This window comes from Clostridium sp. KLE 1755 (assembly GCF_000466465.2).
In the GTDB taxonomy this organism is placed as follows: domain Bacteria; phylum Bacillota; class Clostridia; order Lachnospirales; family Lachnospiraceae; genus Eisenbergiella; species Eisenbergiella porci.
Window position 1 is genome coordinate 1 of record NZ_KE992647.1, and the last position, 13,165, is coordinate 13,165.

Consider the following 13,165-nt stretch of genomic DNA (forward strand, 5'->3'; position numbering starts at 1 on the left):
GCCCAAGGGCCAAAACCACAGCCCCTCCCCTCTGCCTAAAGCCGGAAAGCCACGCTCAGATTCCCCGTCCGCCCCACTACCTACCCAGGATAGTGTTGCGGTATTCGTTGGCGGAAATTCCTGCCTGTTTCTTGAATACCCTGGAAAAATGGGCCATATCCAGAAAGCCCACTTCTTCCGCAATATCACCGATGCGCAGTGATGGGTCCTTAAGCAGTTCTTTTGCCTTTTCGATTCTGATGTTATTGAGTATTTCAGAGAAATTCTGGCCCGTATGTTTGTTCAGCAGCTTGCTCAGGTGCCACTGGCTGACATATATCTGATCAGCCACATCGGAGAGCTTCAGTTTTTCTCTGTAATTTTCTTCTATGTAGGCTAATGCATTTTTTACGATAAAGCAGCTTGCAGGGCTGTCTGTCTCTCCGGCTTCCCTGTCTTCCCCGGCGGCGTCTTTATCGGACGGTTCATTGCCGGGAGCGGTTTGGGCGGCGCCTTTTGAAGCAGTATCTTTTATTGCCGGGTATTCCGGTGCATTTTCTGCGCTTTGTCCTGTGGGGCCTTTTCCGTCGGCATTTCCCGTGCTCCCTGTATTTCCGCCGCCTTCAGTGTCTCCAGCGTTTCCGGTCTTTCCAGTGTTTCCGCAGTTTTCTGATTCTCCGTCTGTACCCATGATTCCCTGTCGCTGCAGGTTCTCTATCATGACGCGGATCGCTTCGTCCAGTTCATCCATTTTGGAGGGCTTGAGCAGGAATCTTGTTACACCCAGGCGGATAGCCTGCTGGGCATAGTCAAAATCGCGGAAGCCTGTGAGGATGGTTATCTGCATAGGTCCGAACTCCGATTTCATGCCTGCAATCATCGTCAGGCCGTCAATCCCGGGCATACAGATATCGGAAATGAGGATATCCGGCCTCTTTTCCCGGATCAGCTTCATCCCTTCCTGTCCGTCGCCGGCGGTCCCCACCACCCGGCAGTTGTACTTTTCCCATTGAATCGTCATTGTAAGTCCCCTCACAATAACTGGTTCATCATCCACAATCGCCACCTTGTACATACGAATTATCCCCCTGTGTCATGTACTTTCAGTATTTCAGTTACAATGCTGCCGAAGGCTGAACTGCTAAAACAGTTTCAACATTTTTTCATTATAACATATACGGCCAAAAACGGAAAGTGTCCTGCCGACAGACACTTTCCGTTTTTTTATTATTTTGCTGTAATTCGGGCAACCGAACTGTTTCATTTTTGTTTTTCCGGAATCCCTCCGGGAAAGGCGAAGCAAAAGCTTCTGCGCATTATCCCTTAATGGCTCCTGCGGTCATGCCCTTGATGATGTATTTCTGCAGGCATACATAAACGATAATCAACGGAACAACAATCAGGGAAACCGCGGCTGCCATCAGGCCATAATCCGTACCCTGTCTGCCGGAGATTTCATTCAGCAGTCTGGTAATTGCCCAGTGCGCAGGGAAACGCAGGAAGAAGGTCTGGGTAAACAGGTCGTTGTAGCTCCAAAGGAAGCTGAAAATACCAACCGTGGCAAAGGAGGGTTTTGTCAGCGGCATAATTACCTTGAAGAAAATCTGGTAAGCGTTGCAGCCTTCCATGTAGGCCGCTTCCTCCAGCTCCACCGGCAGCCCCTTGATGTAGCCGGAGAGCACCACGATGGCAAAGGCCAGGTTTCCTGCTATCTGCGGCAGTGCACAGGATAACAGCGCAAGCCAGAGGTTGTTGGTATTAACGATGTGCCAGCTGGATTCCATACGGAATACGGGAATAATCGTTGCAAATACAGGGAACATCATGGCTGCGATAACCAGGCTGTTCATCAGTCCGCTGCCTTTGAACTTATAGCGGACTAGCGCATAGGAGGCAAGCCCTGCAAACAGGATAACCACTGCGGCCACCGTACAGGAAATCAGCAGGCTGTTTCTGTAAGCGGTAAAAATACTGAATTTATTGATTGCCTTCTCATAATTATCCAGTGTGAACAGCGCGCCCACAGGGAATGAAAAGGAGTTGGATACTATCTGTTTTTTATCCTTGAAGGAGTTCATGACAACCCAAATCAGCGGATAAATTGTGGTCAGCGCCCAGATAACCAGGACCAGATATACAAACAGCAGCCCTACGGAAAATTTCTTCTTTTTCATTTTGTATACCCCTTCCTAATAATCTTTTTCTTTGAAAATCATGTTGACAACCTTGGAAAGCAGGATGCCGAGCACTACGATAACGATTGCAACCGTACAGCTGTAGTCAATGTCCTTGCCCTGGAAAGCCCAGTAGTACATGTATGTACCGGTCAGCCAGGTCTCGCCCATCGGCATGCCGTTGGGCAGCATCGTCCAGGGCAGGTCGAATACCTTCAGCGCACCCGTTACAGCCAGGACGCTGCAGGTGCAGATAACATTGTGGAGCAGGGGAAGGGAAATATACCTTACTCTCTGCCAGGCAGTGGCTCCGTCGATTGACGCAGACTCATACAGCTCATCTGAAATATTGTTAAGGCCCGTCAGCAGAATGATAAAATAGAAGCCTACATACTGCCACATAACCGGAACCATCATAGTCACCATCGCGTGGGCCGAATCCTTCCAGTCCGTAAGCTCCGTTACTCCGAACATTCCCAGGAACTGATTCAGCATACCTTTGTCATACAGGAAAATCAGGTTGAACAGAAGGCCGAGTGCGGTAGCAGATACCACAATGGGGAAAAAGTAAACGATTCGGAAAAATTTTGCTCCCCTCTTGATATTGTCTACCATCAGGGAAAGAATCAATGCGATCCCTACCTGGCCGAGCAATGTTACCACTATCATGATAAGTGTGTTCTTCATGGCAATTGCCATATTTTTATCGGTAAAAAGCTTTGCATAATTCTTGTAAATCGGGTCATTCCAGCCCTTGGCGGGCGCCCCCAAATCCTTAATTATCTGGAAGCTGTTTATGATGTTCTTAAAAAAAGGATAAAACAGATACAGCGCCAGGAAAAGGAAAGCCGGGAAAAGGAAGAAAAAGACAGGTTTTTTATTTTTATAAATATTTGGTTGATTGTTCATACCAACACCTCTCTGCCCGTTTCATCGGGCGCTGATATTCTAAAATCAGACTGGCTTTTTAAAATATTGCTTTCACGGTTCTTTATTTACGGCATATCATCATTATTTTCTTTATGAAAGGGCCGGAGGAAATGCCTTCGGCCCTTGTGCTGTTATACACCGGTCCTGTATGATAAACAGGTCCGCATAATTACTCGTTCATGTTCTCAATTACCTGAGAGATTGCGTCCTCGATAGCTACGCTGCCGGTTACGATTTCAGGCATATGGTCAAAGATAGGTGCTCTCTGTTCCTGTGTGCAAAGGTCCTGAGCTGCGCCGGTAACACCGGTTGCTGCCTTAACCATATCAAGGCTGTCAATCTGCAGGGAATTCAGGGAAGCGGTATCCAATGTAACACCATTCTTCAGAGCTGTAGCTGCTGTCTGAGCGAACAGGGATACGTTTTCATCTGTGGTCATATCGCTGATGAAGGAAACTGCTGCTGCGCGCTTATCCGGATCGTCCCATGCTTTTTTGGTAATATACCAGCCTGAAGAAAGTCCGCTGATGATATCTGTGGATTTACGCTCGTTAGCGCCGGGGATAAATGTAACAGTAAAGTTATCGATATCTTCGGTAGCTTCTGCAATACCGCCCATTTTCCAGGAACCGTCTACATAGAATGCGGACTTGCCGTCGATAAAGCTCTGGAATACTTCAGAAGCTTCTGCGGTATTGGTATTTTCAGAGAAATAGCCTTTTTCAAATACGTCCTTGATATCTGCCAGTCCTGCTGCCCATGCTTTTCCTGCTGCATCATCCAGAGCTGCCGGAACGGATGCATGTGTGGCCGGTGTGTCATGGTTGTATACTGCAAACTCGAACCAGTAATGAGGCTCTTTTGCCAGAGAAGCTGCGATAGGTGTGAAGCCTGCATCTTTAATCTTCTGGCAGATTTCCATGAATTCTTCCCATGTGGTGTCTGCACCGGGGATTTCTGCACCAGCCTGCTCACAAACAGATTTGTTTACGAACATGCCTTCCCAGTATCCGTAAAAAGGAACTGCGTATTTCTTATTGTCTGCAGGACATGCAGGAATCATTTCGTCCTTCATGTTGGATGCATAATCAGGATATACGGAACGGATTTCATCAATGGTTACAACCTTGCCAGCCTCTACAAACGGGTTGGAGTCGTTTCCGTTGAAGTAGAACAGTACATCGGGTTCTGCGCCGGCTTCGAAGTCTGAGATAACACGGGACTTAAAGGTTTCATCTGCGCTTCCTGAGGAGTCTGCCACGCTGCAGCCGTATTTGTCTTCCCATCTCTTAACCGCATCCTGATAGTTCTGGACGTTGCTTTCCTCGCCTGCAAAGGTTGTTGTTACATTCAGGGTGATTCCGCTCTTTACTTCCAGGGCGCCTGCCTCTGCTGCTTCTGTTGTTGTTTCTTCTGCCGGTGCTGTGCTCTCAGCTGCCTGGGACTGCTCCGCTGCTGTTGTTTCAGCAGGTTTGGATTCTGTTGCTGTCTGGCTTGCGCTTCCGCCGCAGCCTGCCAGTGAAGCTACCATCGTGCATGCCAATACACAAGCTAATAATTTTCTTTTCATGTAAGAAACCTCCCTTTCGTTTTGGATGACTTGTTTTTCATCTGTACTTATCATATAACAATCAAGCGGAAAGGTTAATGATTCCTATTGTGATTATTTGTCTTTTATTGTTCTGTTGCGCCAAAAATCATTTATGCAATTTGACTGTTATTGTGCTGACTGTTTGATCCTCTTTGTAGTTTTTGATTGTCAGACCGCAATCTGGGCCATATATTATCTTTAATCTCTTGTTCACATTGCGTATGCCAAGGCTGACGGAGTGCTGTTCGGCCATATCCGGCGAATCGCTCAGCAGCGCTTCCACCTTTCTTTTGTCCTCCTGGGTCATAAGGCCGTCGTTTATGACTTCAATTTTCAGCTTGTCGTCTTCCGCATAAATACGGAGCAAAATCTTCCCCGCCCTGCCTGCCAGGCCGTGTTCCACCGCATTTTCCATAATCGGCTGGATGATCAGCCGGGGAACCTCAATGCGCATCAGCGTCTGATCTATCCGCTTCTCATACTGGAATTTCTCGCCGAAGCGCTGTCTGATGATATAGCAGTAAGCCTCCACATAGCTGATTTCCTCAGAAAGAGGTATCATCTGCTGCTTCTTCCTGTCCATGGTGGCCTCCATCATGGTGGAAAGGGCCTCAATCATGCTGCTCACCCTTTCATTCCCTTCCATTCTGGCCTCCCAGTTGATGATTTCCAGCGTGTTGTTCAGAAAATGAGGGTTGATCTGGGACTGCAGTGCCATGATATTGGCATCCCGCAGCGCCAGCTCCTCCAGATAAATCTGTTCAAACTGGTTCTTCAGCTTATCCGACATGCTGTTGAACGCGTTATTCAGATAAAGGAATTCCCTGCTTCTCTCCTCCTTTTCGATCTTCACGCCGAAATGGCCCTTTTCAATTTCAGATGCCGCATCTATCAGTCCCTGTACTGGCACTGTAACATTCCTGTACAGGAAATAAAATACAATAAAAATAAGCGGTATGGTAAAGGCCATCATCAGGATAGTAATATACCTGAGCGCCATTTTTTCATAATGGATGGTGTCATAATCAAGCTTCGCCACATACCGGATGACATGATTATCCATTTTCCGCTCACAGATTACATATGCGTTGCTACGCCCTTCATGATACAGGCTGCTTCTTCCTGCGCTTTCCCTGGCGGCGTAATCCTCCGCCCAGTCCCTTCCCCAGATCCACTGTCCATCTATGCTCACATCGTAATCCACAAACCAGGGAATTCCCTCAATGCTCTGGAATACGCTGTCTTTGTCAACATCCATAACAATAACCGCGTACGGTTCATAGGCGGGCGTCATGATATTCCGGATCATATACAGATGATCCTTCTGCGTCGCACAGCCTATACCGGTATCTATTTCCTCCGCTACCTGAGCAACGATATCACGTGCCTCATTCTCAAACTCCTTGATGCTGCCATAATAATTACTCCTGTAGGTAAAATACACATCCTCAGGCTTATCAATAAAATAAACGATTGTACTTAAAAAGCTGCTGTCATAACGATACATCTGCTCCAGAAAGTTGGTCACCTTTTCAAAAAGCTTCACTTCATTATGATCCTCCTGATACCGCTTCCAGCTGTCCTTGATATCCGGCATATAGGAAGCGCTTCTGGATACCCTGACCGCCGAGGCCACCCGCATTTCACATATTTCCACCGCCGTATCCATGGATTTTTCGATATTATCCTGCATCTGGACGGAGAACCGGTTAGACACATAATACAGGATGGCCATGGTTAAAATAGCCAGCGGCAGAAGCCAGCACATCAGCATCAGAATGGTCATGCTCCATTTCAGCTGCGCGGGCTGCCTCTTTTTTCCCGAAAGGCGGTGTGGTTTCCATATCTGTTTCATTGTCTCCCCCTCATGGTAGTATGAAGAAAGGAGCCAGTAAACTACCGGCTCCTTTCTGAACACTATCGTTCCTGTAAACTCTCACTCCATTTTCGTCTGCCCCGGAGGCATTGCCGGCGTACAGGCCCTGCCGCCCTGCGGCAGCCGGTTCCTGTGCTTCGTCAGCTTTTAACGATGCATGGAGAAGGAATCCATATCATAATTTTTCAGATTCTCATGAACGCCTCTGGCGTCTGCCTGTGAAATCAGTTTATCCCTGTCCTTCTTGGCAGTCATCGCTGCTTTATGGCGGCTGGGTCCTCCGACACAGCCTCCTTCACAGATCATGCCTTCAATGAAGTCCTCAGGCAGCTTGCCCAGCTTGAACAGCATCAGCGCCTTCTTGCATTCCGCAATACCGCTGCACCTTGCCACCTTGATATCCGTGCTCTCGCCGCTTTCCTTCAGGCATTCCACAACAGCTTCCGTAACGCCGCCGCCATTGCCGAAACGCTTTCCGAATACGCTTGCTTCCTGGCTGGTGTTCTCTTCGGGCTCCAGCTCAACGCCCTTTGCACGCATCATGGCGCGGATCTCACCGAAGGTAAGTACGAAGTCCGCATTTCCTTCAATGCTCTTGTCCTGCGCTTCGGATTTCTTGGCAATGCAGGGCCCGATAAATACGGTAACGGTTTCCGGATCCTTTGCTTTCAGCATTCTGGATACTGCGCACATCGGGGAAACGGTAGTGGAAATGTTTCCAACCAGTTCCGGGAAATGCTTTTTAATATAATTTACAAATGCAGGACAGCAGGAGGTAGTCATTTTCTTACCTTCCTTAAAGCTCTCCGCCCATTCCTCTGCCTCAAATGCAGCGGTCATATCGCCGCCCAGGCCTACTTCAACAAAATCGGCAAATCCCAGCTTCTTCATCGCTGTTCTCCAGCTTGCCATGGTGATGTTCTCACCGAACTGGCCTTCGCCGGCAGGTGCCAGCATGGCAACTACCTTTTTGCCTTCACGGATTGCGTTAATTATGTCTACGATACTGGTCTTGGAAGCAATCGCTCCGAAAGGACAATTATGGATACACTGCCCGCACTGGATACACTTGGATTCGTCGATCTGGCATACGCCGTGCTCATCCATGGTGATTGCACTGACAGGGCAGCTCTTCATACAGGGCCTCTGGATTTTAACGATAGCAGAATAGGAACATGCCTGCGCACATTTACCGCAGCTCTTACATTTTTCGGGATCGATGTAGGAACGATCATTTCCAATGGTAATCGCGCCGAAATTACATGACTGCTTACAGGATTTTGCAAGACAGCCCTGGCAGAGGTCGGTTACCACATAGCCGGAGGAGATGGGACATTCCTCACAGGCTGAGTTGATAACCTGTACAATGTTGCTGCTTTCTCTGTTGCCGGGGCACTTGCCCTCGGCCAGCCTTACTCTCTGACGGATGATTTCACGTTCCTTGTAAATACAGCAGCGGAAATGCGCCTCGGGACCGGGAATCATTTCATAGGGAATATTCTCTTTTTTTTCATCCAGCTCACCGGCAAAGGCCAGCTTGGCAACTTCCGTGAGCACCTCGTGCTTAATCTTTAAGATGGTAGCGTCATCAGATACTATACCCATACTTTTGTGTTTATCCTCTTTCCTGATTGTTAAAAAATTAACTGGTACATTTAAAAACAAAGCTGGATTTGAGACAAATCCCAAGCCAGCTTATATTTTTAGCAAAAAGTAAAGTTGTACGGCGCCTTACCGGGGTGGCCGGGAGCCCTGCGGCTCCCGCCCCGTCCGGCGCAATATACCTTTCACAGAGGTATATTGATTAGTTATCTCCGTACAGAACCTGCAGCTTCTGCAGATAATCATATCTTTCCTTAGCGTTTTCAGCAGCCTGAGCCTGCAGTCTTGCAGCCTTTTCAGCATCCTTCAGCGCCAGGGAGGTGTATCTTACTTCACCGCCGATGAATTCCTGGAATTCCTTGGTCGGAGCCTTGCTGTCAACAACGAATTTCTTCTCTGCAGCAGGGTTGAAACGGAACAGATTCCAGTAGCCGGTCTCTACAGCCAGCTTCTCTTCTGTCTGAGCCTTGCTCATGCCCTTCTTGATACCATGGTTGATACAAGGAGCGTAAGCGATGATCAGGGAAGGTCCCGGATAAGCTTCTGCTTCAGCAATAGCCTTAACAGTCTGGTTGTAATCAGCACCCATGGAAATCTGTGCTACATATACATAACCATAACTCATTGCAATGCTTGCCAGGTCTTTCTGCTTCACTTCTTTACCGCCGGCTGCGAACTGTGCAACAGCGCCGGTAGGTGTAGCCTTGGAAGCCTGTCCGCCTGTATTGGAATAAACTTCGGTATTGAATACCATTACATTGATATCTTTTCCGCTGGCGAGGATATGGTCAACACCGCCGAATCCGATATCATATGCCCATCCATCACCGCCGAATACCCACTGGGATTTCTTGGAGAGGAAGTCTTTGTTCTTAACGATATCCTGGCATACGCCGCAGTCTTTGCCTTCCAGAGCCGCTACCAGCTTGTCGGTTGCAGGTCCGTTGGTAACGCCGCAGTTGTAGGTATCCAGGTACTCCTGGCAAACAGCCTTAACAGCTTCGTCATCGGTATTGGCAAGAACGTCTTCAACCTTAGCCTTCAGTCCGCCTCTGATAGCGTTCTGGGCAAGCAGCATACCCATACCAAACTCAGCATTGTCTTCAAACAGGGAGTTGTCCCAAGCGGGTCCCTTGCCTTCTTTGTTTACGGTATAAGGTGTACTCGGTGAGGAGTTACCCCAGATAGAAGAACATCCTGTAGCGTTGGCAATATACATTCTGTCGCCGAACAGCTGTGTAATCAGTTTAGCGTAAGGTGTCTCGCCGCATCCTGCGCAGGCTCCGGAGAACTCAAGCAGAGGCTGTTTGAACTGAGATCCCTTAACGGTTGTTTCTTTGAATTTCTCAAGTACTTCGGGCTTCTCGGAAACGGTCTGTCCATAGTTGAAGATTTCCTGCTGTGCCAGCTGGGTTTCAAGAGGAGACATGCTCAGAGCCTTCTCGCCTCTCATACCAGGACATACGTTAGCGCAGGAACCACATCCTGTACAGTCAAGTACAGATACGGAAACCGCAAATTTCTTTCCGGGCATTCCTGTCATATCAAGAGCCTTCATTCCTTCAGGAGCCTTAGCCAGTTCTTCCTCTGTCATAACAACAGGACGGATTACTGCATGAGGACATACATAGGAACAGAAGTTACACTGGATACACTTGGTAGGATCCCAGGTAGGAACGTTAACCGCAATACCTCTCTTCTCGTAAGCGGAGGATCCGGAAGGTGTGGAACCGTCCACATAATCCTTGAATGCGGATACAGGCAGGGTATTACCTTCCTGTGCGCTTACCTTGGTCTGGATATTGTTAACGAAATCAACAACGTCTTTTCTGTCGCCGCTTACTACTGCATAATCAAGGCCTTCGTCTTCGCAGTTCTTCCAGCTTTCAGGAACTTCTACCTTAACAACGCCCTTGGCGCCGGCATCGATAGCTGCCCAGTTCTTCATAACAACATCTTCGCCCTTACGTCCGTAGGTAGCCTTTGCAGCAGCCTTCATCAGTTCGTTTGCCTTCTCAGCAGGAATGATTCCGGTCAGTTCAAAGAATGCGGACTGAAGGATTGTGTTGATACGTGTGGGGCCCATGCCTGTTTCAATACCAATCTTAACACCGTCGATGGTGTAGAAGTTGATGTTGTGCTCAGCGATGAATTTCTTCACCTGTCCGGGCAGATGCTTCTCCAGCTCTTCTGCATTCCATGCGCAGTTCAGCAGGAAGGTACCGCCGTCAACCAGCTCCTGAACCATGTTGTACTTACGTACATACGCAGGATTGTGGCATGCTACGAAGTTAGCCTGACGGATCAGATATGTTGATTTAATCTTCTTATGTCCGAAACGTAAGTGGGACATAGTAACACCGCCGGACTTCTTGGAGTCATAGTCAAAATATGCCTGTGCATACATGTCGGTGTTGTCGCCGATAATCTTAATGGAGTTCTTGTTGGCACCTACGGTACCGTCTGCGCCCAGACCCCAGAATTTACAGTTGGTTGTTCCTTCGGGAGTGGTAACCAGCTCAGCGCCCAGCTTCAGGGACAGATTGGTTACATCGTCTTCGATACCAACGGTGAATTTCTTCTTTTCGGTGTTGCCGTAAATTGCAACGATCTGTGCAGGAGTTGTATCCTTGGAACCCAGTCCGTAACGTCCTGTAAATACCGGAACGGAATCGAACTTGGAGCCCTTCAGGGCAGCTACTACATCCAGGTAAAGAGGCTCACCCTGTGCACCGGGCTCTTTTGTTCTGTCCAGTACGGTGATCTGCTTTACGGTTTCGGGAATTGCCCCGATAAGAGCGTCTGCGCAGAAAGGTCTGTAAAGGCGAACCTTAACAACACCAACCTTGGCGCCTGTTGTCTTAATCATATAGTCGATGGTTTCTTCAATGGTATCATTTACGGAACCCATAGCTACGATTACGTGCTCAGCATCCGGAGCGCCGTAGTAGTTGAACAGCTTGTAATCTGTTCCAATCTTCTCATTAACCTTGTCCATGTAGTCCTGAACAATTCCGGGAAGAGCATCATAATAAGGGTTGCTTGCTTCTCTTGCCTGGAAGAAGATATCAGGGTTCTGTGCAGAACCTCTCTGGCAGGGATGGTTGGGATTCAGGGCACGCTTACGGAAAGCGTCAACTGCGTCCATATCCACCATATCCTTCAGATCTTCATAATCCCATGTCTCGATCTTCTGGATCTCATGGGAGGTACGGAATCCGTCGAAGAAGTTGATGAAAGGAATGCTTCCCTTGATAGCAGCCAGATGTGCCACTGCTGTCAGGTCCATAACTTCCTGAACGCTGCTTTCGCAGAGCATAGCGCAGCCTGTCTGACGGCATGCATAAACGTCGGAATGATCTCCGAAAATGCTCAGTGCGTGAGAAGCGATAGCTCTTGCGGAAACGTTGAATACACCGGGGAGCTGCTCGCCGGCAATCTTGTAAAGGTTCGGAATCATAAGAAGCAGACCCTGAGATGCCGTATAAGTGGTTGTCAGAGCACCAGCTGCCAGAGATCCGTGTACGGCACCTGCCGCACCTGCTTCGGACTGCATCTCGGTAATATGCACGATCTGTCCGAACATATTCTTTCTGTCTGCGGTTGCCCATTCATCAGTAGCTTCTGCCATAGGTGATGAAGGGGTAATAGGATAGATAGCCGCAACATCGGTAAATGCGTATGACGCATGCGCTGCTGCATGGTTACCATCCATGGTTTTCATTTTCCTTGCCATAAAAACCTTCCTTTCTTATCCTTTATAGATAATTAAATTTTTACAATGCATATGCGGACGTAATCAAACGCATGCATACGCACTTGCCCTTAAGGAACCCCTTGAGGGCTGTTAAAAATTTATCTTATTGATATTCAATATTATACATCTAACATGCTCCGCATGGGTATACTGTTTTTATATGACAGTTATATATTTTTTTATATATTCTATTGCTTTTTTTTACCGGAAACGCTATGCTTAGAGCAGGTTTCCGGCAATTGTACGGAAGCGGATACATTTTGTATACAATGTATAAAATGAAATACAAACGCATATACATGGGAGGCTGTATTATGAATCTCAATGTACTACGATACGTAATAGAAGTTGAAAAAAACCGTTCCATCACCGGAGCAGCCAGGCAGCTGTTCATCAGCCAGCCGAATTTAAGCCGCGACATACGGGAACTGGAGGAGGAAATCGGGTTTTCTATCTTTACCCGCAGCTCCCGGGGCGTCATTCCCACGGAAAAGGGGCGGGAATTCCTGGCCCTGGCAAAAAGGGCCGTAAAGCAGTATCAGGCCCTGGAAAATTACTGCACCAGGGAGGAACGGGACAATATCAGCCTGCATATCTGCGTCCCCCGCGCCAGCTACATCACCTGCGCGCTCACCTCTTTTCTCAGCAAAAACGCCAGGGGCAGGCAGCTGTCGGTAAATTATAATGAAACGGGAACGCTGGACGCCATCAGCCATGTGTCCGACCGCAGCGCGTCCATGGCCATCATCCGGTATCCGGACCGGTATGAAAAGACGCTGCTCCCCCTTCTTAAGCTACGGGAGCTTTCCTATGAAACCCTTTATAAATTTGAGCTGGTTGTCATCATGTCGGAACGTCATCCCCTGGCAAAGACCTCGGTGCTGACCCAGGATCTTCTGTCCCAGGCCGTGGAAATCGTGTGCGACGACACCTCCCTGTGCACCTATCTGCATGAATCCCCGGATGCCGACCATAATGAAAACAGTATCCATATCCACGAGCGGGGAAGCCAGTTCGATTTCCTTACCGGTGTGCCGGGTACCTTCATGTTTGTCTCCCCGGTCCCTGATTCCGTCCTGTCCAGATACCACCTGGTTCAGAAAAAATTCCATGGGTCCCCCAGGAAAATGACGGATCTGCTCATCTATCCGGAGGATTACAGGCCTTCGCGGGCGGAATCCGCTTTCCTGGAAATGCTGAAGGAATCTGTGCAGTAGAGGGGGGAGGGATACAGGTATCAGACCCGGGGGCCCTTG

8 protein-coding genes are annotated in these 13,165 nt (G+C 48.5%); 1 reads left to right on the forward strand and 7 read right to left on the reverse strand.

Annotated features, from left to right (window positions below; all coding sequences use genetic code 11):
* Window positions 1–76 precede the first annotated feature (76 nt).
* The 7 genes from HMPREF1548_RS01065 to nifJ form a co-directional block, all read right to left on the reverse strand.
* On the reverse strand, window positions 77–1,054 hold the full coding sequence (locus HMPREF1548_RS01065) for a response regulator transcription factor (protein ID WP_021633783.1): 978 nt from the start codon (window positions 1,052–1,054) through the stop codon (window positions 77–79).
* Between the two features lie 241 nt (window positions 1,055–1,295).
* Window positions 1,296–2,153 carry a carbohydrate ABC transporter permease gene (locus HMPREF1548_RS01075; RefSeq protein WP_021633785.1) on the reverse strand — a complete coding sequence of 286 codons (858 nt, stop codon included), beginning with the start codon at window positions 2,151–2,153 and terminating at the stop codon, window positions 1,296–1,298.
* Between the two features lie 15 nt (window positions 2,154–2,168).
* Window positions 2,169–3,062 carry a carbohydrate ABC transporter permease gene (locus HMPREF1548_RS01080; protein ID WP_021633786.1) on the reverse strand — a complete coding sequence of 298 codons (894 nt, stop codon included), beginning with the start codon at window positions 3,060–3,062 and terminating at the stop codon, window positions 2,169–2,171.
* A gap of 190 nt (window positions 3,063–3,252) precedes the next feature.
* Window positions 3,253–4,653 (reverse strand): ABC transporter substrate-binding protein, encoded by a 1,401-nt coding sequence (locus HMPREF1548_RS01085; RefSeq protein ID WP_035320516.1) that lies wholly within the window; start codon window positions 4,651–4,653, stop codon window positions 3,253–3,255.
* Between the two features lie 127 nt (window positions 4,654–4,780).
* Window positions 4,781–6,529, reverse strand: coding sequence for a sensor histidine kinase (locus HMPREF1548_RS01090; RefSeq protein ID WP_021633789.1), 1,749 nt, complete (start codon window positions 6,527–6,529; stop codon window positions 4,781–4,783).
* A gap of 168 nt (window positions 6,530–6,697) precedes the next feature.
* Window positions 6,698–8,155 carry a 4Fe-4S dicluster domain-containing protein gene (locus tag HMPREF1548_RS01095; protein WP_021633790.1) on the reverse strand — a complete coding sequence of 486 codons (1,458 nt, stop codon included), beginning with the start codon at window positions 8,153–8,155 and terminating at the stop codon, window positions 6,698–6,700.
* A gap of 199 nt (window positions 8,156–8,354) precedes the next feature.
* Window positions 8,355–11,888, reverse strand: a complete 3,534-nt coding sequence (nifJ, locus tag HMPREF1548_RS01100; protein ID WP_021633791.1) for a pyruvate:ferredoxin (flavodoxin) oxidoreductase — start codon at window positions 11,886–11,888, stop codon at window positions 8,355–8,357.
* 335 nt (window positions 11,889–12,223) lie between these two features.
* Here nifJ and HMPREF1548_RS01105 point away from each other — a divergent pair, with 335 nt between their 5' ends.
* Window positions 12,224–13,126, forward strand: a complete 903-nt coding sequence (locus HMPREF1548_RS01105) for a LysR family transcriptional regulator (RefSeq protein ID WP_025491282.1) — start codon at window positions 12,224–12,226, stop codon at window positions 13,124–13,126.
* Window positions 13,127–13,165: the final 39 nt, after the last annotated feature.

Bases quoted from the DNA above. Each gene is read 5' to 3' on its own strand.
- HMPREF1548_RS01090 (WP_021633789.1), bottom strand. From the start codon at position 6,529: ATGAAACAGATATGGAAACCACACCGCCTTTCGGGAAAAAAGAGGCAG.
- HMPREF1548_RS01085 (WP_035320516.1), bottom strand. From the start codon at position 4,653: ATGAAAAGAAAATTATTAGCTTGTGTATTGGCATGCACGATGGTAGCT.
- nifJ (WP_021633791.1), bottom strand. From the start codon at position 11,888: ATGGCAAGGAAAATGAAAACCATGGATGGTAACCATGCAGCAGCGCAT.
- HMPREF1548_RS01105 (WP_025491282.1), top strand. From the start codon at position 12,224: ATGAATCTCAATGTACTACGATACGTAATAGAAGTTGAAAAAAACCGT.
- HMPREF1548_RS01080 (WP_021633786.1), bottom strand. From the start codon at position 3,062: ATGAACAATCAACCAAATATTTATAAAAATAAAAAACCTGTCTTTTTC.
- HMPREF1548_RS01075 (WP_021633785.1), bottom strand. From the start codon at position 2,153: ATGAAAAAGAAGAAATTTTCCGTAGGGCTGCTGTTTGTATATCTGGTC.
- HMPREF1548_RS01095 (WP_021633790.1), bottom strand. From the start codon at position 8,155: ATGGGTATAGTATCTGATGACGCTACCATCTTAAAGATTAAGCACGAG.
- HMPREF1548_RS01065 (WP_021633783.1), bottom strand. From the start codon at position 1,054: ATGTACAAGGTGGCGATTGTGGATGATGAACCAGTTATTGTGAGGGGA.